At 60.1% G+C, this 24,737-nt stretch carries 23 protein-coding genes; 11 read left to right on the forward strand and 12 right to left on the reverse strand.

The features are described 5' to 3' along the window. The first annotated feature begins 47 nt into the window (after positions 1-47). The 5 genes from K6U75_07795 (at position 48) to K6U75_07815 (ending at position 4,540) form a co-directional block, all read left to right on the forward strand. Positions 48-1,175, forward strand: coding sequence for a hypothetical protein (locus K6U75_07795; GenBank protein MCL6474937.1), 1,128 nt, complete (start codon positions 48-50; stop codon positions 1,173-1,175). 27 nt (positions 1,176-1,202) lie between these two features. Further along, positions 1,203-1,880 (forward strand): response regulator transcription factor, encoded by a 678-nt coding sequence (locus tag K6U75_07800; protein ID MCL6474938.1) that lies wholly within the window; start codon positions 1,203-1,205, stop codon positions 1,878-1,880. Between the two features lie 3 nt (positions 1,881-1,883). Continuing rightward, positions 1,884-3,074: a PAS domain-containing protein gene (locus K6U75_07805; protein ID MCL6474939.1), complete on the forward strand. Its 1,191-nt coding sequence runs from the start codon at positions 1,884-1,886 to the stop codon at positions 3,072-3,074. After that, positions 3,058-3,840, forward strand: a complete 783-nt coding sequence (locus tag K6U75_07810; GenBank protein MCL6474940.1) for a TSUP family transporter — start codon at positions 3,058-3,060, stop codon at positions 3,838-3,840. Before K6U75_07805 ends, K6U75_07810 begins: the two co-directional genes overlap by 17 nt. A 490-nt stretch (positions 3,841-4,330) precedes the next feature. Further along, on the forward strand, positions 4,331-4,540 hold the full coding sequence (locus K6U75_07815; protein ID MCL6474941.1) for a hypothetical protein: 210 nt from the start codon (positions 4,331-4,333) through the stop codon (positions 4,538-4,540). 56 nt (positions 4,541-4,596) lie between these two features. Here the strand turns inward: K6U75_07815 and K6U75_07820 are convergent, their stop codons facing one another. From K6U75_07820 to ftsE, 4 genes are all read right to left on the reverse strand, one after another. After that, positions 4,597-5,226: a hypothetical protein gene (locus K6U75_07820; GenBank protein ID MCL6474942.1), complete on the reverse strand. Its 630-nt coding sequence runs from the start codon at positions 5,224-5,226 to the stop codon at positions 4,597-4,599. A 140-nt stretch (positions 5,227-5,366) separates the two neighbouring features. Next, on the reverse strand, positions 5,367-6,536 hold the full coding sequence (locus tag K6U75_07825) for a peptidoglycan DD-metalloendopeptidase family protein (protein MCL6474943.1): 1,170 nt from the start codon (positions 6,534-6,536) through the stop codon (positions 5,367-5,369). Positions 6,537-6,555: 19 nt separating this feature from the next. Next, on the reverse strand, positions 6,556-7,440 hold the full coding sequence (ftsX, locus tag K6U75_07830) for a permease-like cell division protein FtsX (GenBank protein MCL6474944.1): 885 nt from the start codon (positions 7,438-7,440) through the stop codon (positions 6,556-6,558). Next, on the reverse strand, positions 7,430-8,116 hold the full coding sequence (ftsE, locus tag K6U75_07835; protein MCL6474945.1) for a cell division ATP-binding protein FtsE: 687 nt from the start codon (positions 8,114-8,116) through the stop codon (positions 7,430-7,432). Before ftsE ends, ftsX begins: the two co-directional genes overlap by 11 nt. Before the next feature lie 116 nt (positions 8,117-8,232). On the opposite strand from ftsE, the gene K6U75_07840 reads away from it, so the two are divergent. From K6U75_07840 to K6U75_07855, 4 genes are all read left to right on the forward strand, one after another. Next, positions 8,233-10,710 (forward strand): hypothetical protein, encoded by a 2,478-nt coding sequence (locus K6U75_07840; GenBank protein MCL6474946.1) that lies wholly within the window; start codon positions 8,233-8,235, stop codon positions 10,708-10,710. A gap of 6 nt (positions 10,711-10,716) precedes the next feature. Then, entirely contained in the window at positions 10,717-11,505 is a 789-nt protein-coding gene (locus K6U75_07845) for a hypothetical protein (protein MCL6474947.1), read from the forward strand. A gap of 82 nt (positions 11,506-11,587) precedes the next feature. Next, positions 11,588-12,532: a sugar kinase gene (locus K6U75_07850; protein ID MCL6474948.1), complete on the forward strand. Its 945-nt coding sequence runs from the start codon at positions 11,588-11,590 to the stop codon at positions 12,530-12,532. Position 12,533: 1 nt separating this feature from the next. Continuing rightward, a complete protein-coding gene (locus K6U75_07855) occupies positions 12,534-13,385 on the forward strand; it encodes a CPBP family intramembrane metalloprotease (GenBank protein MCL6474949.1) in 852 nt (283 codons plus the stop codon). Here K6U75_07855 and K6U75_07860 read toward each other — a convergent pair. Together K6U75_07860 and K6U75_07865 are read right to left on the reverse strand one after the other, a co-directional pair. After that, positions 13,349-16,489: a hypothetical protein gene (locus K6U75_07860; GenBank protein ID MCL6474950.1), complete on the reverse strand. Its 3,141-nt coding sequence runs from the start codon at positions 16,487-16,489 to the stop codon at positions 13,349-13,351. The genes K6U75_07855 and K6U75_07860 overlap by 37 nt on opposite strands. Before the next feature lie 80 nt (positions 16,490-16,569). Then, the gene (locus tag K6U75_07865) at positions 16,570-17,313 is read right to left on the reverse strand and encodes a hypothetical protein (GenBank protein MCL6474951.1); all 744 of its coding nucleotides are present in this window, start codon (positions 17,311-17,313) and stop codon (positions 16,570-16,572) included. A gap of 97 nt (positions 17,314-17,410) precedes the next feature. Here K6U75_07865 and selD point away from each other — a divergent pair, with 97 nt between their 5' ends. Both selD and purE read left to right on the forward strand, forming a co-directional pair. Next, on the forward strand, positions 17,411-18,457 hold the full coding sequence (gene selD, locus K6U75_07870) for a selenide, water dikinase SelD (protein MCL6474952.1): 1,047 nt from the start codon (positions 17,411-17,413) through the stop codon (positions 18,455-18,457). Between the two features lie 23 nt (positions 18,458-18,480). After that, positions 18,481-18,990, forward strand: a complete 510-nt coding sequence (gene purE / locus K6U75_07875) for a 5-(carboxyamino)imidazole ribonucleotide mutase (GenBank protein ID MCL6474953.1) — start codon at positions 18,481-18,483, stop codon at positions 18,988-18,990. Here purE and K6U75_07880 read toward each other — a convergent pair. From K6U75_07880 to K6U75_07905, 6 genes are read right to left on the reverse strand one after another with little or no spacing between them, the layout of a single operon-like run. Then, positions 18,987-20,084 carry a 5-(carboxyamino)imidazole ribonucleotide synthase gene (locus K6U75_07880; GenBank protein MCL6474954.1) on the reverse strand — a complete coding sequence of 366 codons (1,098 nt, stop codon included), beginning with the start codon at positions 20,082-20,084 and terminating at the stop codon, positions 18,987-18,989. The genes purE and K6U75_07880 overlap by 4 nt on opposite strands. Before the next feature lie 24 nt (positions 20,085-20,108). Next, positions 20,109-21,206 (reverse strand): hypothetical protein, encoded by a 1,098-nt coding sequence (locus tag K6U75_07885; protein ID MCL6474955.1) that lies wholly within the window; start codon positions 21,204-21,206, stop codon positions 20,109-20,111. Positions 21,207-21,248: 42 nt separating this feature from the next. Continuing rightward, a complete protein-coding gene (locus K6U75_07890; GenBank protein ID MCL6474956.1) occupies positions 21,249-21,938 on the reverse strand; it encodes a 1-acyl-sn-glycerol-3-phosphate acyltransferase in 690 nt (229 codons plus the stop codon). Beyond that, the gene (gene cmk / locus K6U75_07895) at positions 21,896-22,588 is read right to left on the reverse strand and encodes a (d)CMP kinase (protein MCL6474957.1); all 693 of its coding nucleotides are present in this window, start codon (positions 22,586-22,588) and stop codon (positions 21,896-21,898) included. The genes K6U75_07890 and cmk overlap by 43 nt, the downstream gene beginning before the upstream one ends. Then, on the reverse strand, positions 22,585-23,883 hold the full coding sequence (aroA, locus tag K6U75_07900) for a 3-phosphoshikimate 1-carboxyvinyltransferase (GenBank protein MCL6474958.1): 1,299 nt from the start codon (positions 23,881-23,883) through the stop codon (positions 22,585-22,587). Before aroA ends, cmk begins: the two co-directional genes overlap by 4 nt. Further along, on the reverse strand, positions 23,880-24,728 hold the full coding sequence (locus K6U75_07905) for a prephenate dehydrogenase (protein ID MCL6474959.1): 849 nt from the start codon (positions 24,726-24,728) through the stop codon (positions 23,880-23,882). The genes aroA and K6U75_07905 overlap by 4 nt, the downstream gene beginning before the upstream one ends. Positions 24,729-24,737 lie beyond the last annotated feature (9 nt).

The raw sequence follows: 24,737 nt of genomic DNA on the forward strand, positions 1-24,737 counted from the left end.
ATACACTAGCATACGGTTAAATTGCTCACTTTCCGGAGGTTGTGGTATTGGGAACCGCTTATACTCCCGGTCTGGCGGTCAGCGCTCATGCCCTTATCCGTAAAACGCGGCGGTTGCCCCTGAAGGGAACAGTTATGGTGCAGGAAGGGCAGGAGGTGATGCCGGACACGGTTGTCGCCCGGGCGGAGATTCCGGGCATCATGCAAACGGTGCGGGTGGCAGAACAGCTGGGTGTGCAGCCCGATGAACTGCCTAAAATGCTCAAAGTGAAGGTGGGCGATACCGTGCAGGTGGGCACGGTACTGGCGGAGTCGCGGGGTTTATTCGGTTTATTCCGCAGCGAGGTGAAATCGCCCATTGAAGGCACGGTAGAGCTCATCTCCGAAGTCTCCGGACACATCGGCATCCGCGAGAAGCCCACTCCACTGGAAGTGAAAGCCTATATTGCGGGCAAAGTGGTGGAAGTCATTCCGCAAGAGGGAGTGGTGGTGGAGACCCATGGCTCGCTGGTGCAGGGTATCTTTGGCGTGGGCGGTGAGCGCCTGGGCGAAATCAAGGTAGTCGTCGATAGCCCTGAACAGCCCATTACCGACGATATGATTACCCCCGACCTTGCTGGCAAGGTGATTGTGGGGGGCAGCTTTATTTCCGGCTCTGCCCTGCGCAAGGCAGGTGAGATGGGGGTGGTAGGCATCGTAGTGGGCGGCACGCTGGATACCGACCTGGTGGAGTTTCTGGGCTACGACATCGGTGTGGCCATCACGGGGCACGAGGACATCCCGCTCACGCTGATCCTCACCGAAGGCTTTGGTGAGATACGCATGGCGCAACGCACTTTCGACCTGCTGCGCAGTCTGGAGGGCAGAATGGCGTCCATCAACGGCGCAACGCAGATCCGGGCAGGGGTCATTCGTCCGGAGGTGATTGTGCCACGTCCCGAGCTGGCAAACGAGCCTCTGCCGCGGGCCGCGTTCGAAGCGCAGGTGCTGGAGATTGGCAGCCACGTGCGAATCATCCGCGAGCCGTATTTCGGCAGATTGGCAACGGTAACCGCTCTACCGCCACAGCTGGTGGAGATACCAACGGGCGCGATGGTTCGCGTGCTGGAGGCAGAGCTGGAAGACGGCAAGCAAGTGGTCGTTCCCCGCGCCAACGTGGAGATTATCGCCGATTAAACCCCTCCGGGTAAGGGGGGAGGACAGATGAAAATCCTTGTCGTTGACGACGAACAGCCGCTGCTGGACGCTCTGCAGTATGCACTGCAGCGTGAAGGGTTTGAGGTCGTCACCGCTACCGACTCGGAGGATGCCCTGCGGCTTTTTCACGAACAGAACCCGGACCTGGTGGTTCTGGATGTGATGCTGCCCACGCGCAGCGGGTTTGAAGTGTGCCAGATTCTGCGCAAGCGCAGCAACGTGCCCATCATCATGCTGACGGCTAAAGGGGCAGAAACAGACCGCGTGGTGGGACTGGAAATCGGCGCGGACGATTACGTGACCAAACCGTTCAGCATGAGGGAGCTCATAGCGCGCATCAAGTCGGTGATGCGACGCGCGAAGGCTGCTGTTCCTGTGGCGGGAAACGTGTTGAAGGCGGGCGAACTGAGCCTTGACGTGGAGCGCCACGAAGCCCGGCTGGGCGACACTCTGCTGTCCCTTTCGCCGAAAGAGTTTGACCTGCTGCGCTTCCTGATGGAGCACCCGGGGCAGGTGTTCTCCCGACAAACCTTGCTGGACCGTGTGTGGGGCGAGGAAAGATATATCGAAGAGCGTACGGTAGATGTGCATATCCACTGGTTACGGGAAAAAATCGAGTCCGATCCGCGCAAGCCGAAGTATCTGTTGACAGTGCGTGGGGTTGGCTACAAGTTTCGAGGATGACATATGATAGCGTGGTTGCCGTGGCTGCTGGTGCTGGCTCTGGGCATCGCAGTCATGGTGTTGATGGTGAGGTTGCGTCGTCTCGAAGAACAGACAGATCCCCTCCAGAGGAGGTGCGAAGACCTCTCAGCCGAAGTGCAGCATTACCGCTCGTTGCTCCATTACACGATGGAATCCCTGCAGGATGCGGTGCTGCTGGTTACCGCAGAAGGTACCATCGTCTCCGCAAATCCCGCCGCGTCGCGCTTGCTGGGGAGGGGAGTACTGGGACAGACCCTGTTGCAGCGCACCCTGTGTTACGACCTCAACCTGCTGTTGACCCGCTGCGTGCAGACTCAGCGCCCCCAACATGCGGAGATCCGATTTCCACACCCTCATCCCCGAACGGTGTTTGTGCGCATCCTGCCTCTGCCCACTGCACCCCAGGCTGCCGTCTCGAATTATCTGGTGGTGATGACAGATATCAGTGAATTGCGCCGGCTGGAACAGATTCGCAGCGATTTTGTCGCCAACGTCTCGCATGAGCTGCGCACACCGCTTGCCTCCATCCGCGCCAACGCGGAAGCCCTGCTCGAATCGCCGCCGGACGACCCTGCTATTCAGCAAAAGTTTCTCAACACTATCGTGCAGCAAACCGAACGCCTGACTCGTATGACCGATGACCTGCTGGTGCTGGCTAAGGCGGAGGCGCGTCCCATTCCCCAAGCGCAGGAAATCCACCTGAGCGGTGTGGTGCACTCTCTGGTAGACCAGCTCCGGGCGCAGGCGGAAGAGGTTGAGGTGACGCTGGTTGTGGATGTGCCGGAGGATTTTATCGTCTGTGCGCAGAGGGACCAGCTGGAACAGATTCTGTGGAACCTGATAGACAACGCGATAAAATACAACCGGCGAGGTGGGCAGGTACGCATCTACGCACGAAAGGTACCTGAGGGAAGCGAGATTGTGGTAGAGGATACCGGCATCGGCATCCCCAACGAACACCTCGAGCGCATCTTCGAACGGTTCTACCGCGTGGACAAGGCACGCAGCCGTGCCAAAGGGGGAACCGGGCTGGGGCTGTCCATCGTGAAGCATCTGGTAGAAGCGCATGGAGGGCGCGTATGGGTGGAGAGCGAACTGAACGTGGGTAGCCGTTTCGGCTTTGTGCTGCCCGATAGCCGAACGGGATGCGCTGATAATGTCGCCGCTTCCTGAAACACCCCTGCTCCATTATGTGCTGATGAGTCTGGCATCGTGGAGCGCAGGCCTTTTTGACGCCATTGTGGGCGGTGGCGGACTTATCCAGATACCTGCGCTTTTGCTCTTGTTTCCCCACCTTGACCCGGCAAGCGTGCTGGGAACCAACAAGCTCATCTCCATCAGTGGTACAACGATCGCCGCGTGGCAATACGCGCGTGGAGGACATGTGCGCTGGCGAAGCCTGCGCATACCCATTCTGGCAGCGTTTGTCGGTTCAGCGGCGGGAGCGAGGCTGGCAGGGCATCTCAGCGTGTCGGTGATGCGCCCTCTGGTGGTGGTGTTGCTGATAGCAGTCTGGGTATACACATGGCGGCGCAAGGAACTGGGACTTCAGAGACGCAGCCCGCTAACCCGTTGCCACCCGGATCTGGTTACCTTTCTCATCGCGCTGGTCGTCGGCACGTACGACGGCTTCTTCGGGCCGGGCACGGGCAGCTTCATGATGTTCGGCATGACCACGTTGCTGGGTATGGAGTTTCTGCCGGCGACGGCACATACGAAGGTGCTGAATGCCACCACCAACCTTGCCGCGCTGTTGACCTTCGCCTGGCAGGGGCACGTACAGTGGCTGCTGGCGATACCGTTCCTGCTGGCGAACGTGCTGGGCGGCTGGCTGGGCAGTCGGCTGGCAATGCGCCGGGGCAGTCCCTTTATCCGCAAGTTCTTCCTGTGGGCAGTGGCAGCCATTCTGGCAAGACTCATCTGGGACATGTGGGGATAACTGAAACTTTTTGCAGTTCATGTGTGTTATAATCATGCTGGAGGCATGCATGCGAATTAGAGTATATGCTGACACATCCGTATATGGAGGTTTATAAGACGTAGATTTCGCTGCAGGAAGCCAGCTCTTTTTCAACCAAGTAAAACAGGGACAGCTGTTTCTTGTTACCTCTGCTTTAGTTGCAGATGAGGTGACGAGGGCGCCAGAAAATGTGCGAGCGGCTTTTTATACACTTCTGCCGTTTGCCGAACTTGCAGCGGTTACGAGCGAGGCCTTTTACTTACAGAAAGCGTATATAGAAGCAGGCGTTGTTACCGAGAGATGGCAGGGAGATGCCCTGCATGTAGCAGTAGCCACCGTAAATGGCGTAGATGTTGTGGTCAGCTGGAATTTCAAACATATCGTGAACTATAACCGTATTCGAACGAGGTAAACAGGCGGTTGGGTTGGAGAGCAATAGACATCCGCACGCCTGTGGAGGTACTCATCGATGATGAGCAAAACGAAAGAGTTTGACTGCGTACAGCTCCAGCATGGAGCTCAGCAGGCGCGACAGGAGCAGCTTGCGCACCTCAGTGAAGAGGAGATGCTCGCCTACTTTGCTCAATTACACGAACGGCTGTTGCTGGCAAAGTCGGGACAACGTTTAAGCGCCTCTGCCGAGATGCTGGAAACATCCGCCCACCCTCATAGAGAGTAGACGCAGGCTGATTTTGTTCTTGCTGTGTTAGATAAGAGCCGCGAGCTGTGGGCTTGTTATCTTCCGAGAAGGACATCGAAGAACTGGTTAATGTTTTCCCGTTTCCTATCCATAAGACTCAGGTACCAATCATATTGGGCCTCAATGCATTCACGCAATACGTCTTTGGTGATGACCAGTTCTACATGTAGTGGATATACACATCTTCGCACTTCTGCCAAAGCTTCATCCATTCCATTCTCGCGCTCCCACCACGAGATGATGAAACCGGATAAGTCATACGAACGACCATTGTAGTCTGCCTGCTTCGCTAGCAGCCATGCAAAATCCCAGACGCGATCCGCGAAGGGCGAAGGGTACAGTTCCTGTACCCAGTTTTTAGCTTCCCATACAAAGTAGTCCCTACCGCATAAAAACAACCCATCTGGCGTACAATGGGATCGACTTTCGCGCAAGGTTTTTAGCTTATTGATAAGTCTTCTGTGGTTATCGCTAAGAGCGTTGGACGGAACGGAGATTTTGCTCCAGAAAATCCTGGGCTTCCCCGGCAGCACCTGATAACCACTTTGTTCAAAGTATTCCCTCAGCATCTCTTCGTAAAACTTCGCGAACAGGAAGACACGCATTCCCCCTGAATTCTTCGGAGAAAACAACTCATCCAAGCGTTGTTCAATGTGATAGCTCATCAAGCACGCCTCCGATTGCAGCTTGTCTGGGGTTCGGTGGAGCGCATGGCCTCCAGCAGATGACATGCGCCGAAATACTGACAGCCTAACACGTAAGGAGATACTTTTGTACTCGTGTACTCAGTCATCCCGATGACAGCCTACAAGGGGTTCACGGGTTCGCCGTTGCGGCGTACCTCAAAGTGCAGGTGCGGTCCCGTAGCCAGTCCGGTTGCCCCCACGTATCCGATAACCTGCCCCTGCTTTACCGTCGCACCCTCGCCCACCGCCAGCGCGGAACAGTGCGCGTACAGCGTCGCCACGCCCCCGCCATGGTCGATAATGACCGTGTTACCGTAGCCGCGCCGGTATCCCGCGAAGATGACCTCCCCGTCCGCTGCGGCTTTAATCGGGGTGCCGTAAGGCGCAGCGATGTCCACACCGTTGTGCATTCGGTTCACTTTCAAAATGGGGTGAAACCGCATCCCGAAGCCCGATACAATCGGCCCGTTGACCGGACGGATGAACCCCCCGCGGAACGGTCGGGCGAGGCGAGCCTGACCCCGCGGGGTCTGCTCCATCGCCCGCAACATCGCGGCAATCTGGCGCGACTCCTCTTCCCATTCATCCAGCGCCTGCTCCTTCAGCTGGCGGTCGCGGGCGATGTCCTGCAATATTTCCCGTTTGACCTCTGTCTGCTGGTATAAACGGTAGGTTTGCTGCGCCAGTTCCGCTTCCAGCTGGGCGATTTCCTGTGCCTGCTTGTCCAGCTGCGCCTTTGCCTGAGCGACTTCCTCCTTGTCTTGCCGGATGGCGAGCACCAGCCTCGAGTCCGCCCGCGCGATACGCCCCAGCACGTACGAGCGGCTGATGAGGTCATGTACGTCCCGCGAACCGAGCAAGACGCGCACCGTGCTGGCGTTACCCTGCTGGTAAGCCACGCGCACACGGCGGGCGAGCAGCTGCTGGCGTTGCTGCAGGCGCTGTTCGAGCTCTTTCAGGCGCGCGGCGGTTTTGCGCTGTAAAGACCTTACGGTGTTCAATCGGGCGCGCACCGTGTGCAATCGCTTGCGGGTGACGTCCAGCTCTTGCTCGGTAGCCAGCAGGTCGGCGGTGATAGCGCGTTCTCGCTTGCGAATCTGTCGGATTTCGGCACGGGCCTGTCGAATCTGCTTCTGCACCGTTGCCAGCTTCTTCTGCAGCTCGGTCTTGCTGGCGGCGGCTGGCTTGGAGGGTTGCGAAGACGAACGCTGCGGCGGTTTTGCCACCGCGAAAGATGCAATCACCAGAACAATTACCAGACTAACCAGCCATTCCCATCTTAACCCCATGACCCACCCCCAACAGGACTCACACTGCTTGCAGGTATTTTCGGACGGAGAGGGTGCTGACTGCACCCCCTATCGCCGCGCCCAGGACGGTCAGAGCTAGAAAGACTACCCAGACGGGCATCGGTGAGCCGCCCAGACTGTCGATGAACACCAGTTTGCGCATCACAAAGTGAGATACCAGTCTGGACACTGCGAAAATCAGCCCACAGGCAATCCACGCACCCAGCACGCCCTGCACAACCCCCTCCAGCACGAACGGCGTGCGGATGGTAGCCGATGTTGCGCCAATCAGCTGCATGATGCGTATCTCCCGACGGCGGGCAAAGACCGTGAGGCGGATGGCGTTGTAGATGATGATGCTGGTGGCAATCAGCAGCAACACCGTACCGCCGATGCCTACCCATCGCACCACCGTTGCCACCGACAGGATGATATCCACCTCTTCCTTCGCGTCGCGCACCGCATCCACTTCGGGCAGGCTCTTGAGCCATGCGCTGACCGCCCCTGTCCGCGAAGGGTCTTTGACCTGAATGACGAAGCTGTCGGGCAATGGGTTATACGGCAGTGCGGCGGTAATCTCCTGCTGCAGTTCCTTTTGGAACTCGGGCCATGCCTGTTCTTTGGGTTTGAAAGTTACCTGTGCGATGTCGGGGTGCTTCTCAAACTGCTTTTGCAGCTCCTGCGCCCGCTGGCGCGAGACATTGTCCTTCAGGAACACGTCGATGGCGAACTTGGGAGGCAGGCTGCTGGCCAGCTTCTCCAGTCGCCACAGGATCAATCCGAAACCACCAAACACCGCCAGCGCGAGCGCAACCGTGCCGATGGCTGCCAGCGTCATCAAGCCGTTGCGCCGCAGGTTGACCAGAGCCTCTTCCACCAGAAACTCCACATGGCTAAGGTTCATGCGTGTACACCCCACACGGAACGTCGCTGACAATGGTACCTCTATCCAGCATCACCACGCGCTTGCGCATTCGGTCTATCACGTATTTATCATGGCTGGCGACGAGCACCGTGGTACCGCGGATGTTGATGTGGCTGAGCAGCTGCATGATGTCCCACGAGGTATCGGGGTCCAGGTTACCTGTCGGCTCATCCGCCAGAAGCAGAGGCGGGTCGTTGGCGATGGCGCGCGCGATAGCAACCCGCTGTGCTTCGCCTCCCGACAGCTGGGCGGGGAAGCTGTCGCACCGGCGCAGAAGCCCCACGAGCTCGATGGCGTTGGCGGTGCGTTTGCGAATCTCCTTGCGTGGAAGCCCCAGTACTCGCAGGGCGAATGCCACATTCTCCCACACGGTTTTATTGGGCAGAAGCCCGAAATCCTGAAACACCACTCCCATCATCCGGCGGTAGTAGGGCACTTCGTGGGGAGGTATCTCGGCAACGTTGCGTCCAGCCACAATCACCTTGCCGTGAGAGGGCAACACCTCGCGCGTGATGAGCTTGAGCAAGGTGGACTTGCCCGCCCCGGTGGCTCCCACCAGAAAGACAAACTCCCCCTTCTCCACGCGCAGGTTGATGTTTCGGAGCGCGTGCACGCCGTTGGGATATGTCACTGACGCTTCCTGTATCTCTATCATGATGCCACCACTGCTACGGTATGGTTCGCAATCAGGGTGGCAAAAACCTTTTGGCAGGAACCACTGCAGCGCACGGCGAAAGCGTATGCAGAAGTTCGTGGAAAAGGGTGAGTAGTGTGTCCAGAGTGTTCGTTTTCGCGCTGACGCTGGTTGCACTTACTCTGGTAGTGCAGGCGCAGGGGCTGATAGTGGGGCAGGGCGTTTTCGTAGACCGCGATGGGGCAACCCATCGCTGGCAGGTGACGCCTGCGCACAGCCTCCAGTGGGATGGGGAAATCTACATGCCAGCAGGAGTGTGGTTTACCCCGCAGTCCCTGCGAGCGGACTCTACTGAGGCGGACTTCCAGCGCGACGAGCAACTGCTGGATGCACTGGCGCGGGCAGGCATCAGCGATGTCTGTATCGTGCCTCGCGACGCGGCGCCGACCATTCCTGCCGAACGCTGGCAGAGGCTGGTGGATGCGCTGGAGTCGCGGAACATGCGCTATGGTCTTTCCCTCGGGGAGGCGGGATTGCCTGTCGCGCAGGGGTATGTGGTGGCTCCGGCATCCAACCGTATCGCAAACATCACGCAGGGTGGGGTTGTCGTTTTCCGCGCGCCATACGCTGACCATGCGCAGGTATTTGTGGTCGACACCCATGACGGCAGTATCCTCAGCCATACGCGCGTGGCTGTGGAGCAGGGGGTGGGGCGTCTGCCCCTTCAGCTGCAGGAAGGCGTCATGGCGATCATGGTTGCCTATCCCCATCGCCCTCTGGCGGACAACGGCGGCTTCGTCCCCGACGTATGGGATAGCTACGATGCCTGGCGCGACGGAGTGCTGCAGACTCTGGGCAAACTGCGATTTGGCAAGGGACTTCGGTTTTTCGCGGACCCGCTGGGACGGTGGACACCCCCTTTAGAAGATGACGGTATCGTGCCGTCGTCGCCGGGGTTTCGGTTGGGCTTTGAAGCCTTTCTGGTGCGCAAGTATCAGACTCTGGAGAACCTGATGAGCGCGTGGGCGCTCTCGGAGCGCAACCTGGAGTCGTTTGCCGAAGCCGCACGTCAAATCCCCCTCTGGCGCGGGCAAAAGGGTATTCCCCAGCTGTACGACCTGCCGACGGGCAACCTGCGTCGGGTGGAGGCGACCCGCTGTGCCTACTGGAGAGACGTAAACCAGTATCGGCGGGAAGCGTTGCAGGAAGCGGCTGACCGCCTGGCGGCGGTGCTTCGTCGCCACCTGGCAGATGTGCCCGTCCTGCTGAGCTGGCAGAGGTTCCACCCGATGTATGTGTTCGCGCAGAACCAGCCGGGCGTAGAGGGGTTGCTGGTGGTTACTGCGGAGCGCGGTTTCAACCTCGCCGTCAAGGGTATGGCTCCGGCAATGGGACAGGCGACAGAGAGCGTACGCCCCACATGGCTGCTGGCTGCGCTGGCACACGATGTGAAGCGAGACTACGCAGATAGCCAAACCCTGCACAGCGAGGCGGAGGCTCTGGCTCAAGCGGGCAGCCGGGGCTGGTTCTTCCGGGTGGCTGAGGCGTTGACAGATAACGCTCCGCTGCAGTGGTTGCGCTCTTTCCAGCAAACGGTGCTGGTACGACCGGAATGGCAGTTGCCTCCCAAGGTGCTTTTCTTCCCTCAGACTGCATCGGGTATCTGCGAGGTCAAAAAACTGCCCGGAGACGTGTGGTGGCTCCCGTCGGTGCGTGAGGGAGCCATGGTGAACGTGGGGCGGAACTACCGGGCTTACCATATCCGTACGCTCACCGGAGAGCAGTACGTCATGTGGTCGGTGGACAAAGACCGCCCGGTCAATTTCCGCCTGATTGAGCCGCGTGTGTTCACAGCGCACCTGCCTGATGGCACGCCCGTCAAAATCAGTGGGAAAGGGCGCAATTTCTCGTTGAATCTCCCAACGGTGCCGGTGGTGTTTACCGGTAGCGGAACGCTGTTCCCGGTGGAAGCTGCCGAGGACGCAGTCAATGAGCTGGCAAGGCTGATCAAAATCGGGGAGTCGCGTCGGGTAGATGTAGGGACAGGTCGGTTCCGCTGGCAGCAGGCGCGCGATAACCTCCGGGCTGGTCAGGTGTATACTGCCTATCTGCTCGCCAGTGAGGCACTGGATGAGCTGGTTCAGCGGTTATCGCAGTACCTCTGGATGGAAGCGGAAACGGCGGACGAAAGCAACTTCGATGAGATTGTAGACCTGCCCTGGGCAAGTGGTGGTAAGGTGGTACGACTGCAAAACATCAACGACCCACCCGCGCGAGGTTATTTCCTGCGCTATCGGTTCGCCGTGAGAGAGGAAGGGAACTATGCCCTGTGGGTAGCGTGCCGCACGGAAGGCGGTTCGCCGCTGCTATGGAGCGTCGACGATAACGCCCCACAGCCACCGGAAAGCACCGTCTCCGTCGGTGGTTACGGCGAGGGCTTCGGATGGATACGCATGGGCACCGTGAGGTTGTCCCCGGGGTTTCATGTTCTGGAACTGCGAGTGGTGCAGCGTGCCGGAGAGGGTATTAAACCCTATGTGCAGTGGTGCGATGTGGTGTTGCTCACCGCCGAGAATATCATCCCACAGGGTACCGTCAAGCCTCCCGTCAGGTAGAAGCTCATGGAAAAGCCGTCTTCTCCCACCATCACCTTTTTCCGGGCGTTGCGCAGCGCAACAGGCGACGCCTACGACCGCCTCGGGTTGACCCTGGCAAGTAGCCTGCTGTGGCTGATCGCACTGTTGGTGGCGTCGGTCGCCATTAACTTTGCCGCTGTTACAAAACAGGTGATAGTGGTTCTGGCGGTGTTTTTCGCAGGCTCGGTGCTGCTGGGCGAGGTGTGGATGGGGTGTGTGTATCTAGCGTATCGCGTGGCGACGCGTGATGACCCGTCTCTGCTGTGCTTTGTCGAAGCATGGCGCGCATTGGGTTGGAAAACGCTGTGGATGGCGGTCATCCAGACCTTTGTCACGCTGGTCATCACGGCAAACGTCGCGCTCTATCTGCAGAGCAATCTGCTGTTCATGCGTGTGTTCGGGGTGGTTATCCTGTACATTTTGCTCCTGTGGATAACCGCCATGCTGTATCAGTATCCGTTGCTGGTGGAGCATGTCTTCGGGGCGTATGCCGCAGAGCAGACCAAAACGAGCTGGCTGAGGAGGGTGCTTCGACGTTCCCTTCTTTTAACCATAGGCAACCTGCCATTCAGTGCGGGGATGTTCGCGATGATAGCGGCATGGGCAATCTTCTGCGTGCTCAGCGTCATAGGGGTAGCGCTGATGTTCGCCGGCTTTGCAGCACTGGCGACGGTATACTGGACCCGCGCTTTGCTCATTAACTACGGCGTTATTGTGCTGCCGCCAGAGCCGGAGGTTATTCCCGATGAACAGTTTCGCCTGCCGGATGAGTAAATGAGGCTTGCGGTTGTCTGCTCCGAGATAACCAGATAACAACAACGCACTGCCAGATTACATTGTAAAAGGAGGGTGAGTCATGTTCGAGGTAACCTGCCTAGGCATTCTGGTTGCCGATGTGGTTGGCAAGCCAATAGACACCTATCCCGAACGCGGTCGGCTCCAGCTGGTCGAGCGCATGGAGCTGCACAGCGGTGGCTGCGCTGCGAACACGGGCGTGTCGTTGGCGAAAATCGGTGTCCGCACCGCCGTCATCGGCAAGGTGGGCAACGACGGCTTTGGCGACTTTCTGGTGCAGGTGCTGCAAAAGCACGGCATCGACACGCGCGGCGTCAAGCGCGACGAAAAGGAAGCCACCAGCGCGACGATGGTGATGGTGCACAGCGATGGCGAACGCTCGTTCCTGCACTATATCGGTGCAAACGCCGCGTTGCGATTGGAAGACGTGGACATGGACATCGTGCGGCAAAGCAAGGTGCTTCATGTGGCAGGCGCGCTGGTCATGCCCGGCATCGACGGCGAGCCAACGGCAGAACTGCTGCGCCGTGCGAAAGAGATGGGTATTATCACCAGCTTCGACACGGTGTGGAACACCAGCAGCGGGTGGATGAACACCGTCAAGCCCTGCCTGCCCTACGTGGACTACATGATACCCAGCATCGAAGAGGCGAAGATGCTCACCGGCAAGGAAGACCCCGAGGACATCGCGCAAGTGTTTCTAGAACACGGTGTGAAGGTGGTCGGGTTGAAGATGGGTGAGCGTGGATGTTACATCCGCACCGCGGACGTCAGGCTGTCTATCCCGCGCTATCAGGTGCAGGCGGTGGACGCGCTGGGAGCAGGTGATGCCTTTGCCGCTGGCTTTTTGACCGGCGTGGTGAAGGGCTGGGATTTGGAGCAGACCGGTCGCTTCGCCAACGCAGTGGGCGCGCTGTGTGTGACCGCGCTTGGTGCCACTACAGGCGTGCGCTCACTGGAAGAGACGATGGACTTCATGCAAAGGACGCCGATGGCGTCGGGATGAGATGGAAGGAGCCAGCCCTTTTCTGGAAATAGCCCGCCAGGGCAGGAACGAGTGGTGGCGGTATGTGGCGGGCGTTGTGTTTATTTTTGTCTGCTGGATGGGCGGACAGGTGATTACCGCCGTGCCTCTGGTGTCGCGCGAGCCTGACCCCGCCCGCGCGGACCTGCTGCTGCTTGCGCTGTTGCTGCTCAGCTTCGCGCCCGGGCTGGCAGCAGTCGCATTGGCGGTGCGGTTGCTGCATGGCAGGCCCTTCCGCACGCTCGTGACCCCTTACGCGCAGGTATCGTGGAAACGATTGGCAACGGGCTTCGTTGGGTGGTTTGTGCTTGCGGCAGTAGCAGGGCTGGTAGAAGCCTTGCTGCATCCGGGCAGGTATCAGCCAAACCCCGAACCGCTGACGGTTTTGCCGTTCTTGGTGGTGGCTGCGCTGTTGATACCGGTTCAGGCGGGCACGGAGGAGCTTATCTATCGGGGCTACCTGCTGCAGGCAACGGGTTTCCTCTTGCGGCATCCCGTTTTGCTGTCCATCTTGAACGGTTTGCTCTTCGCCCTACCCCACGCGGCGAATCCAGAGACCACTGCAGGCTTCGTCAAGGTGATGCTTCTGTATTTCCTCGCCGGATTCTTCTGGGCGTTCATCACCCTGCGCTCTGGCACCCTGGAGCTGGCACTGGGGGCGCACACGGCGAATAACTTCTTTACCGCAGTGGTGGCAAACTTTCGGGAAACCGCTATCCCCAGCCGCTCTTTCTTCACGATTACGGAGATAGACGCGAACTATCAGCTGGTGAGCCTGATTGTCGGCATGGTGGTTTTCTATCTGGTTTTGGTGCGTCGGTCTGGTGACCAGTGAATCTGGCTCACTGTGCGCATCTCTTCGATCCACACCCACCACGCTGGCTCGCCGTCCGCATGCCCGGACGCCTGTAGTCGCGTTTTTGCTGCGGCGGGCAGGGTATTCGTCCGCAGCCATCGTCTGGCATCCTCCTCGCTGGTGAAGGGACCCAACCGCACCGACAGGAGGGGTATGGGTTTGTCGCAGGACAGCGTGAATGTTCCCTCTTTTCGCCATGAATAGCGCAGGCGAGCGACCTGTAACCCTTTTTCCGCCGGAATCAGCACCGGGAAGTTGTCTACCTCGATACCGCTCAGCGGAGAAGGGGCACGGGGCAGGATGCGCACATGCCGGGGGTTGGTATCGTCTATCCCGGCGCAGGCTTCCAGAGCGTGCATGGCGGGTCCCTGATTGGCGCCGTTGCTCAGGTCGCCGATGCGGTACCACATCCCGTTCGGCAGGATGCATGTGCCTTCGGGGATAATCCACAGCCACTTTCGCCATTCAATACCTCGCGGGGGGTCGGCGTAATCCATGTTTTTGTCATAGGTGTATTTGGCGAGGTTCCAGAGCAGTTTACCCGCGTCGTCCATCTCGTCCAGCATGAGGGCGGCATGGCTGAGCCAGCCCTGCCCGTAGCCCATTGCCAGCACGGGCGCGTGCCCATACCGCTGACTCAACTGCCTGCGCAACGTGTTGCGGGTGATGGAGGTCATCATGCTGTTCCAGCGCGCGGGGTCGTAGCCGTCCAGATAGATAGAGAACCATGCCTGCACGAGAGAGTCCTGCAGGCTCGGCAACACCGAGTAGGGGCTGACTCGCCAGCAGAAGTTGTTATGGTCACCCACTTTCAACAGGCGCACCATGCCAACCTGCAGGCGGTCAGCGTATGCGCGCCAGCGGGATGCCAGTTCCCTTTCGCCCAACGCGTCAGCGATTTGCGCGGAGCAACGCAGTGCCACCATGCAGGTGTAAGTGGCGTAGGGTTCGTACATATCGGCGTTCGCGTAGTTGCGCCGAATCTTCTCAGGGTCGGTTTCCCTGCTCATTCCGGGCGGACATAACGGCAGATGGGGTCCCCCTCCCCAGCCTGTAACTTCCCCTTCACTGAATATCACGTCGCGCCCGGTGTAGTCCATGAACCAGCACACAAACTCGGCGGCGTCGCGTGTGGAGTCCCAGCGGCTTTTGCCGTAAACGTGTGGGCGTGGAGCGGTTAACCATTCCTCTGTGGGTGCGCCCAGCATCCGCCATGCCACCCACCTGCCCACCATCGTTGCGGCATGCCCCTCCATTTCCTCATTGCCGTCAATCTCGTTGATTGCCCACGGCAGGGAATAGGGACCGTTCATCACAAACGCCCAGTGCGGCGGTGCATCTTTCGGGTAGCGTGAAATGTCCAGAGGTTCGTTGGGAGGACCCTGCGCCGGGTCGCGGTTGGCGCGGTAGAAGTAGAGCCATCGATCGCAGAAGTCCACGTAGTTGGTGCGGCGGGCATCATCGTAAGCGCACCGCAACACAAGGGTTGCGTAGTGGTCCGAACTGCGTCCGTATGCCCCCTCGGCGTATACCCCGATGGGCGCCCAGGTACCGATACCGCTGTAGCCGCCGTACCAGGGGCAGTCCTTGCCCGTTTCACGGAAAAAGCCCGTGCTGCTCTCGAACTTTTCCATCATCTGCAGGATGTTGGCAGTCCAGATGTTGGTGAGCATATCCGCCTCGCGCCCGCCCAGAAAGCGGATACGGGCTACATCCGCGTCTTTGGGAAAAGGCAGTAGCGGCACTCGGCGCGGGAGGTCTTCTGTCGAGGTATACAGGGCACGTGCCAGTGCGTCCAAATCGGCAATCCAGTTCGGCACGCGGTAAGAGGCGAAAGCAGGTTTGAGGTCATCGGCATCCGCGCGCCACCGACCGAAGGGCTTCAGGTTTGCCTCTGGCTGGGCAGATGCCAGCGTGATGGCGGAAATGAGGGGGCGTCCGCGCGTATCGGGATTGTCTATCACCGTGATGGCTTCTATCCGTTTGGGGCGAGGGCGAATGGCAAGGTAGTAGTGGGCGTGCCGGCGGTCGTTGGTAGCGGCTTCCTCGCTTTCGCGCAGACGCAGGGCGCGCCGCAGGATGCGCATGTATTCCGGGCGCGAGGCGAAAGGCTCGCGGATGGGCACGCTTACCGAGTGGGTGGGACCGTGTGCCCACTGCGCCACGAACCACGCAGTCGCCCCGATGACAAGTGGCACCCTGTCGCTTGTGCCGTCTTCGTAGTGGATAAGCAGTTCGCCAATGGACGTGCCGACATATACTAGGTCGTCGCGTTTGTCGCGCAGTTCGGGGTGTTCGCCCCAGTGCGCCAATCCGTAATCCCAGCCTTCATTCATCATACCCAGCAGATACAGCGTTTCAGCCTGAGCATGTATCGGGATGGTTTCGCGGTGACCTTCCACCTGCCGACGGGATGTTCCACGCCGTTCGGGAACCGCTGCCAGAAACGGTATCGACCTGCACAGCACCATCTCTGCCCCCTCGTCGATGGGCACAGCGTAGAGGTCGTTGCGTTCCACAGGTTTGGCGATGGGAGGGTCTTCCTGTCGGTAATCAGCGAAGGCAATCCACGCGAAGCCACCGGGGCGAATGACAGGGTTACCGTCGATGACCTCCAGATACACCTGCCTTCCGATAAGGTCTGCGGTAACCCATTTCACCGGCGTCAGGGTATTACTGCCGGGCGTATGCGCTCGGCGGAGGATGGCGCCGTCGGGGTGCGAGCGCAAAAGCACCCAGGTGCGGTCGCCATCGTTCTGGGCGTTCCGGGTGCCGTCCCACCCTGCAATGAGGAAACGCTGTATGGGCGTGCGGATGGTGAACACAGGGGAGCGCAACGTGCCGGTGTTGCTTTCGCCAGCTTCCAGCGAGTTCACCACGTAGCCGGGTTGTACACCCTGCGGCGAGAAGAAGGGGGGATTCAGGCTGATTCGCCATGTCTGCTCGTTCTCGACCGTCCAGCCCTGCAGCGTGCCGGAGGCGAACCGCAATATCGCATCGGTATCCGATGGCACACGGGCGAACGCGCAGACGCTACCACTCGTGACAAGCGCAATCAGCAACACCACCAGCCTAATCCACATGTCTTCCCTCCGCCCTCTATCACGCCATCGGGGAGATACCAACGGTAGAGTTGCCGCCGGGGATAGCTCACAGGATGTCTTCAGTGGATTAGCCCGGACCCATCCTGTGGCACACCATCCAGTACCACCAGTACTCCGCGCTGTTGCGCCAGCTCGTGTGCGCTGCCGGTAATGCCTTTCCCTGCCACCACCGCCACGGTGCGGATGTCCCACTGGCGCAGTCGTTCGGCGCGCGCCAGCGCACGCTGCACGTCGTTGTCATCGACCGTCCACGAGATTTCCCACACCATCAGATAATCTTCGCCCGTTTCCCGATGCCTCCCGGTGGACAGCATGTCCACGAGACGCAGTTCGTCCCAGTCCTCTCGGGAGAGGGGACGCTGGTCGTCGAGGTTGTCCAGATAGATTCCGGTCTCGACAACGCGCATCCGCTTGAAAAACTTGCCCAGAATGGAGGTCGCGTGGTTCCGATAGTAGTCCTCTAGCGCCACGCCTTTCAAGATGCTCAGGTCATAATGCATTTCAGTGACCCGTTCGACAAGGGCTTCTATTCGCTCGGTCAGCTGGTCGATTCGACGGTCGCTTGCTTTCTGATATTCGGCAAGCTCCTGAAACCGCCGCTCGTTCTGCTCGGCGAGTTCACGCAGGCGTCGGTCGGTCTCCGCAGTCTGCTCCACGAGGCGCATTAGCGCTTCTTCTATCCGGTCGATGCGCGAAGGCATCTGCCGGTACTGGTCGGTCAGCAGGGCGTTGAGCAGCGGTTCTCGCCACTCGGGATGCTCCTGTAGCGCGCGGATGATGTCTTCTATGGTCTCCAGAGCCATCTGTCATCCCATCTCCTGCACCTATTATACCGTAACGGGATGGCGCGGCGCAGAGATGGTTCCTCGCCAACACGTGTTTATGGTATCATAAACCGGTATGGAAGACAAACGCCTTCGCCTGACACAGCTGGTACGTTGCGCGGGTTGAGCGAGCAAGCTGGGACCCACCCAGCTGACGCAGGTGCTGCGTCAGTTCGCTGACGTTGCCCATCCTGATTTGCTGGTGGGCATTGAAACCCGCGATGATGCAGGGGTGTTCCGCGTCCACGAAGAGATGGCGCTCGTGCAGACAGTGGACTTCTTCACCCCGATTGTAGACGACCCCTACTGGTACGGCGCGATTGCTGCGGCAAACTCCTTCAGCGATGTCTATGCGATGGGAGGTACTCCGCTAACCGCGCTGAACCTTGTCTGTTTTCCCGTCGACAGCCTGCCTGCAGAGATGTTGGGAGAAATCCTGCGTGGTGGCTACGACAAGGCACGCGAAGCAGGGGTAGTTATCTTGGGGGGGCATAGCGTGGATGACCCCGAGCCGAAATATGGCATGGCGGTGACGGGCGTAGTGCATCCTGACAAGGTGGTCACCAACTCGGGGGCAAAGCCGGGCGACCTGCTGGTGCTGACAAAACCTCTGGGCACTGGCATTATCACCACCGCCGCGAAGTTTGACGAGTGCCCTCCCGATGTGCTGGATGAAGCGATACGAGTCATGGCATCACTCAATCAGGGGGCGGCAAAGGCGATGCAAGAAGTGGGGGTTCACGCGGCGACCGATGTGACAGGCTTTGGGTTACTGGGGCATCTGTATCAGATGGCGCTGGCGAGCAGGGTGTCTGTGCGGCTCTTCTCCGACAGAGTGCCCATTCTGCCGGAGGTGGAACCTCTGGCGATGCAGGGCAACACCACCCGTGGCGGTAGCCTCAACCGGGAGTATGTAGGTGAACACCTGCAGTGGAGCGCGAATATCTCCCTGCCGATGCAACATGTGTTGTTAGACCCGCAGACATCAGGCGGGTTGATTATCGCCGTGGCTGCAGAAAGGGTGGACGAGCTGTTGCGCAGGCTGCAGGACTATCAGACCCCTTGCGCCGCTATCATCGGAGAGGTTCTGGAAGGGGAAGCGGGTACGATTCTGGTGGAGTAAACGCTTCTTGCTAAAGGAGGACAATGATGCAACAACCGCTGGTTGGCATTATCATGGGCAGCGACTCCGACTTGCCCACCATGCGCCTGGCGGCGGAGGTATTAGACGAGTTTGGCGTTCCCTACGAGATACGGGTGCTGTCGGTTCACCGCACCACGATGGACGTGATTGAGTACGCACGCACCGCCCGAGAACGGGGCTTGCGGGTGATTATCGCAGGGGCGGGAGGTTCCGCACACCTGCCAGGCATCACCGCCAGCATCACTACCCTGCCAGTTATTGGCGTGCCAGTGGAGAGTAAGTTGCAGGGCTGGGATTCGCTGCTTTCCATCGTGCAGATGCCTGCGGGAGTACCAGTGGCAACCGTCGCCATCGGCGGTGGACGCAACGCAGGCATCCTCGCCGTGCAGATACTGGCGACATTTGACGAAGCGTTGCACCAGAAGGTGGTCGCCTTCAAGGAGCAGTTAGCGGAGCAGTCCCGCGCGAAGAACCAGAACCTGCCGAACCTGTTGCGCGCAGGCAACCGTTAAGGACGTCCCGAAGGGTATGCCGAAAACACTTTTTCCAGCACCGCATCGCGCTCGTCGGGGCTGTCTGCGCGCACGGTAATGTGCCCAATCTTTCTGCCGGGGCGGGGTTGCTTGCCATACAGGTGCAGATGTGCGTTCGGGATAACAAGTACCTCACGGATAGGTGGCAGGTCGCCAATCAGGTTTACCATTGCGCTGTAGCCGCGCGCTGCCGTGCTGCCCAGCGCGAAACCGCAGATTGCGCGCAGGTGATTTTCGAACTGGCTGGTCTCTGCGCCCTCGATACTCCAGTGCCCGCTGTTGTGAACGCGCGGAGCGACCTCGTTCGCCAGCAGTGTCTCGCCCACTTGGAACATCTCCAGAGCCACTACCCCCACGTATTCCAGCGACTGGAGCAGGCGCGTGATGCATTCTACCGCAGCAGCCGATACCTGTGCCGACGTATCTGGGGCGGGCGCCAGCGACAACCGCAGGATTCCTCCACGGTGGTGATTCTGCACGAGCGGGTATACCCTCACCTCTCCGTCCAGCGCACGAACCCCGAGCACCGACACTTCGCGGTCGAACGGCACCAGCTCCTCCGCAATGAGCGGTTGTGGTGCAAACTCCTGCACCGTTTGAAGAAACTCCTCTTCGGAGCGCGCGACAGCCTGCCCCTTGCCGTCATAGCCGAAACGCCGGGTCTTCACGACACAAGGGCATCCTGTAACTTCAAGGGCGCGTTCGGGCGAATGGATGTCTATGGCTGCGAAGCGGGGGGTGGGGATGCCGATGTCGCGCAAGAAGGTTTTTTCCAGCAGTCTATCCTGAAAGAGTTGCAGGGCGCGTGGCGTGGGGTGTACGGGCAACCGTTCTGCCAGCCACTGGACAGTGGGCAGGGGAACGTTTTCGAACTCGTAGGTGATGCACTGTTTCCCTTCGGCAAAGCGGGCCAGGGTGTCCCAATCGTCATACGCACCGCTCAGCAAAGGCGCAACCTGCCCTGCACAGGCGGAAGCGTCGGGGTCGTACAGAGATACATGTATCCCCAGCGGATAGCCCGCCAGTGCGAGCATCCGTCCTAACTGCCCTCCACCCAGAACGCCAATCTGCACCTTCGCCATCAATCCCACCCTTACCTACGCAGGCGCGGTTTGCTCCAGCACTTCACTATCGAGTATGACCAAGACGCCCCGTTCCTGAGCGGCCTGGTGTGCACTGGCGGTGAGGACCTTACCCGCCACAACGGGTAGTGCATTCGCCTGCCACTGACGAAGGATTTCTGCTCTGTCTGCCGCACGCTCCACATCGTGGTCGTCTATCACCCACGATACCTCCCACACCATCAGATACTCCTTGCCCGTCAGCCGATGCACACCCTGAACCATCACGTCCGACGATACCAGCTGCTTCCACTCGTTGTCGGTGATGGGATGTTGATCCAGCATCTCCTGCAGATACTGCCCTCGATCCACCAGTCTCAGGTTTCTGAAATGTTTGCCCAGGATGGTCGTGGCGTTATCTCGGTACAGCATCTCCAGCGTCATCCCTTTCACGCTGCCAAGTTCAGAGTCAAACCGACGTATCAGGTTCCGCACCGTTTCGGTGAGTGCGCGTAAATCGGTGGTTATTTCCGCAAACCGCCGGTCAGTCTCGCGACGGGACTCTTCCATGCGTGCCGCCATCTCCGCAAACCGCTGGTCAGTTTCGCGACGCGACTCCTCCATCCGTGCCGCCATCTCCGCAAACCGTCGGTCAGTCTCGCGACGCGACTCCTCCATCCGTGCCGCCATCTCCGCCAGACGCTGGTCGGTCTTCTCGGACAACTCGCGCAACCGCTGGTCAGTCTCGCGACGGGACTCTTCCATCCGTGCCGCCATCTCCGCCAGCCGCTGGTCGGTCTTCTCGGACAACTCGCGCAACCGCTGGTCAGTCTCGCGACGGGACTCTTCCATCCGCGCCGCCATCTCCGCCAGCCGCTGGTCGGTCTTCTCGGACAACTCGCGCAACCGCTGGTCGGTCTCGCGACGGGACTCCTCCATCCGCGCCGCCATCTCCGCCAGCCGCTGGTCGGTTTTTGCGCTCTCTTCGGCAAGGCGTGCCAGTGCCTCTTCCAGTCGGTCAGCGCGGGTAGGCAGCTGCCGATACTGGTCGGTCAGCAGGGCGTTGAGCAACGGCTCTCGCCAATCGGGATGCTCTTGCAGGGCGCGGATAATGTCTTCCACACTGTGTAACATCGATGTCACCTCAGCCAGGCATATTATACCGCGAAGGCGGATTCAACGAGAAGCAGTGTTCGACGGCGTCGGGCGGAAAGCACGATAGCCCCGGCTCTCCATCATCTCTCCAATGCGGCGCATCAGTTCGCGGCTGAAGGCTTCCCGCGCCTGTCGGTCGGTTTCATAATGCTCGGCAAAAGGCTGGTAGTGCATCGGCTCGCCGAAAATCACCTGCAGGCGGTGCCAGCGCGGCAGACGGGGGTCTGCGGGCATTATCTCGCGCGTGCCGATAATCGCAGTAGGCACCACCGGCGCACCGCTCATCTTCGCCAGCAGTGCCACGCCCGTCTGCGGTTCCAGCAGATAGCCGTCCCCGCTGCGAGTGCCTTCCGGGAACATAATCAGCAGCTCGCCCATGCTCAGCACCTGTAGCGCAGTGCGCAGTGCCTGTCGGTCGGCAGTGTTCTGATGCACAGGGAAGCAACCGGCGCGACGGATGTACCAGCCCAGCACAGGGATTTTGAACAGCGGCGCTTTACCCATGTAGATGCAGAAGCGGGGCCAGGCGGCGCACCCCACTACCGGCGGGTCCATGTAGCTGGTGTGGTTGGGGGCGAGGATGGCTGCACCCGGCGGGATGTTTTCACGCCCCTCTACCTTCATCCAGAAGAGAAGGCGCAGGATGGGGCAGACCACCCACCGCGAGATTACGTAGAGGGTGGTGCTTCGTTCGTGAACCGGGCACGGCATATTCGCAGAACCTCCTCCACCACCTCGCCGAGGCTCATGTGGTCGGTGTTGATGACCACGGCGTCGGGTGCGGGGCGCAGCGGTGCCACATGACGGGTGCTATCACGCTGGTCGCGTGCCTCCATGTCCAGCTTGACCTGCTCGAAGGAGATGTTGATGCCGCGCTCCAGCAGCTCTTTGTGGCGACGGCGGGCGCGCTCGTCCAGCGAGGCTGTCAGGAATATCTTCACCTCCGCTTTGGGGAAGACCACCGTACCGGTATCGCGCCCCTCGGCAACAGTGCCCCCCTGCCTTCCGAATTCGCGCTGCCAGTCCAGCAGGATCTCGCGCACTTCGGGAATGGCGGAAATCGGCGATGCCAGGTTCCCCACCTCCGGCGCGCGGATAGCGTCCGTCACGTCCTCGCCATCCACCAGCACCCGTTGCTCGCCGTTGTGTTGTTGCAGCTCCACCCGCGTTTCGCGCGTCATCTCGATGATATACCGGGTATCCTGTGGACGCAAGCCACGCTGCATTGCTTTCCACGCCAGCGCCCGGTAGAGTGCGCCTGTGTCCAGATACCGATAGCCCAGTGCCTGTGCCACACGCTTCGCCACACTGCTTTTGCCTGCGCCAGCTGGACCGTCGATGGCGATGACCATCTGCTTCATCTCGCGCCTCCTCGTAACTCTTCAAGCTTCTCAAAGAAGCTGGGGAAGGTCTTTTGCACGCACTCTGGCTCGGCGATAATGATGCCCGGCACGCGCAACCCGATGATGGAGAAGGCCATCGCGATGCGGTGGTCATTGTACGTCTGCACCGTGCCCGGCTGCGGCGTGCCCGGATAGATGGTTAACCCGTCGATATGTTCTTCCACATCGATGCCCAGCCTTCGCAGCTCGGTGGCAACCGCACTCACGCGGTTGCTTTCCTGATAGCGGGCGTGCTCCACTCCGCGGATTCGGGTGGGGCTATCGGCGAAGGGCGCAACTACCGCCAGCGTGATAAAAGTGTCCGAGATGTCCGACATGTCTGCATCTACCCCACGCAGCGCGTCAGTACCGCTGACCTCTATTCCATCGGGCAGCCAGCGCACCAAACAGCCCATCTGCTGCAGGATTTCCACAAAGCGGATGTCACCCTGCAGGGAAGCCCTGTTCAATCCCCGCACACAAACGCGCCCGCCGGTTATCGCCGCCGCCGCCAAGAAGTAGGAAGCGGCTGTGGCATCGGGTTCTACGGCGTAGGTTGCGTCTCCTGTCAGATGGTATCGTTGGGGGGCAGGGACCACAATGCGAGTGCGCTCCTTTTCCCATTGCGCGTCTACGCCAAATTGCCGCATCATCCTGAGGGTCATCTGTACGAAAGGGGCAGATACCAGCTCGCCCTCGATCTGTATGGTCACAGGCTGTCTGGCGCAGGGAGCCACCATCATCAGCGCAGACAGAAATTGGCTGCTCATATTGCCACGCACCGATACGCTCCCTCCTGTCAGCCCACGCGCCCGAACCATCACGGGAGGGCATCCTGTGCCCAACTCGGAAGTCGCTTCTGCCCCCAGTGCGTTCAGGGCGTCGAGCAGCGGCTGAATGGGACGCTGGCGCATGCGTTCTGTGCCGTCCAGCCGATAGGTTCCCTCACCCAGCGCCGCCATAGCCGTCAGGAACCTCGCCGCCGTGCCTGCGTTGGCAATCCAGAGGTCTGCTTGAGAGGCGGGTATCTTACCGCCTGCACCGAGCACTGTCAGCGTCTCAGGGTCTGGTCGCTCAACCACGAAGCCCAATCGCCGCAGGCTCTCCTGCATAACCTGCGTGTCCTCCGAGTGGAGGGCGTGTGCAATAGTTACCTGCTGGTCACACAGCGCCGCCAGCAACAGCGCACGGTTGGTGATGCTTTTGGAACCGGGCAGTTGTACGCAGGCGTCAGGTGGAGAGGAGAGGGGGATGATTTCGCGTACCATGCTCATAGTCCGAAAGCCTGTCGCAGCATCCGTGCTTCGGTAAAGAGGCGCTGGATGGTCTCCGCGTCCTCACTCTCGATAGCAGAACGCACCTCCTGCAGCTGCCCCGCGAACTCGTCAATCGCCCAGAGCACGTGTTCGCGGTTGTGCAGAAAGATGTCGCGCCAGAGGTCGGGGGAGCTGGCAGCGACTCGTGTGCCGTCACGGAAGCTGCCTCCGATGAGCTGGGGATAAGGCGCATTCTCCGCCACATGCACCAGAGCCAGCGCCACCGCGTGTGGCAGGTGGCTGGTCAGAGCCACTGCGCGGTCGTGCTCGTCGGGGTCGGCGATGAGCACGCGAGCTCCCACTCCCTCCGCCAGCGCGGTGACCCTCTGCAAGGCATCGTGTGAGGTTTTCTCGTTGGGCGTTAGCGCCCACGTAGTGCCTTCGAACAGGTCGGCGCGTGCATTCTGCACTCCGGTCTGTTCAGACCCTGCCATGGGGTGCCCTCCGACGAAACGCCCGCCCAGCAGGTCGGTTGCCTGTTGCACGATGCCGCTCTTGACGGAGCCAACGTCGGTCACCACGCACCGTTCGGGGAGCCACTGGAGGCACAGCTTGATGGTGGGCACGATGAGCCCGACCGGTGTGCATACCACCACCATGTCCGCACCAGTGACGCCTTCCTGCAGCGAAGTCGTGGCTTCTTCGATTGCGCCCGCCTGCAAAGCCGTTTTCAGCCGCTCCGCGCTGCGTCCCACGCCCACCACATGCTTCGCCAGTCCGCGCTGGCGGGCTGCCAGCCCAATGGAGCCGCCAATCAACCCGACCCCGATGATGCACAGCCGTTCGCAAATCGCTTCCGCCATGCTATCCTC

This window comes from Bacillota bacterium, from assembly GCA_023511455.1.
Classification (GTDB): Bacteria; Armatimonadota; HRBIN16; order HRBIN16; family HRBIN16; genus HRBIN16.

What these genes read in the sequence shown, in the direction of transcription:
- K6U75_07825 (MCL6474943.1), bottom strand. Translation starts at nt 6,536, where the DNA reads ATGGGGTTAAGATGGGAATGGCTGGTTAGTCTGGTAATTGTTCTGGTG.
- K6U75_07860 (MCL6474950.1), bottom strand. Translation starts at nt 16,489, where the DNA reads ATGTGGATTAGGCTGGTGGTGTTGCTGATTGCGCTTGTCACGAGTGGT.
- K6U75_07820 (MCL6474942.1), bottom strand. Translation starts at nt 5,226, where the DNA reads ATGAGCTATCACATTGAACAACGCTTGGATGAGTTGTTTTCTCCGAAG.
- ftsX (MCL6474944.1), bottom strand. Translation starts at nt 7,440, where the DNA reads ATGAACCTTAGCCATGTGGAGTTTCTGGTGGAAGAGGCTCTGGTCAAC.
- K6U75_07800 (MCL6474938.1), top strand. Translation starts at nt 1,203, where the DNA reads ATGAAAATCCTTGTCGTTGACGACGAACAGCCGCTGCTGGACGCTCTG.
- K6U75_07850 (MCL6474948.1), top strand. Translation starts at nt 11,588, where the DNA reads ATGTTCGAGGTAACCTGCCTAGGCATTCTGGTTGCCGATGTGGTTGGC.
- cmk (MCL6474957.1), bottom strand. Translation starts at nt 22,588, where the DNA reads ATGAAGCAGATGGTCATCGCCATCGACGGTCCAGCTGGCGCAGGCAAA.
- K6U75_07845 (MCL6474947.1), top strand. Translation starts at nt 10,717, where the DNA reads ATGGAAAAGCCGTCTTCTCCCACCATCACCTTTTTCCGGGCGTTGCGC.
- ftsE (MCL6474945.1), bottom strand. Translation starts at nt 8,116, where the DNA reads ATGATAGAGATACAGGAAGCGTCAGTGACATATCCCAACGGCGTGCAC.
- K6U75_07805 (MCL6474939.1), top strand. Translation starts at nt 1,884, where the DNA reads ATGATAGCGTGGTTGCCGTGGCTGCTGGTGCTGGCTCTGGGCATCGCA.
- K6U75_07815 (MCL6474941.1), top strand. Translation starts at nt 4,331, where the DNA reads ATGATGAGCAAAACGAAAGAGTTTGACTGCGTACAGCTCCAGCATGGA.
- K6U75_07865 (MCL6474951.1), bottom strand. Translation starts at nt 17,313, where the DNA reads ATGGCTCTGGAGACCATAGAAGACATCATCCGCGCGCTACAGGAGCAT.
- aroA (MCL6474958.1), bottom strand. Translation starts at nt 23,883, where the DNA reads ATGAGCATGGTACGCGAAATCATCCCCCTCTCCTCTCCACCTGACGCC.
- purE (MCL6474953.1), top strand. Translation starts at nt 18,481, where the DNA reads ATGATGCAACAACCGCTGGTTGGCATTATCATGGGCAGCGACTCCGAC.
- K6U75_07855 (MCL6474949.1), top strand. Translation starts at nt 12,534, where the DNA reads ATGGAAGGAGCCAGCCCTTTTCTGGAAATAGCCCGCCAGGGCAGGAAC.
- K6U75_07905 (MCL6474959.1), bottom strand. Translation starts at nt 24,728, where the DNA reads ATGGCGGAAGCGATTTGCGAACGGCTGTGCATCATCGGGGTCGGGTTG.
- K6U75_07810 (MCL6474940.1), top strand. Translation starts at nt 3,058, where the DNA reads ATGTCGCCGCTTCCTGAAACACCCCTGCTCCATTATGTGCTGATGAGT.
- K6U75_07890 (MCL6474956.1), bottom strand. Translation starts at nt 21,938, where the DNA reads ATGCCGTGCCCGGTTCACGAACGAAGCACCACCCTCTACGTAATCTCG.
- K6U75_07885 (MCL6474955.1), bottom strand. Translation starts at nt 21,206, where the DNA reads ATGTTACACAGTGTGGAAGACATTATCCGCGCCCTGCAAGAGCATCCC.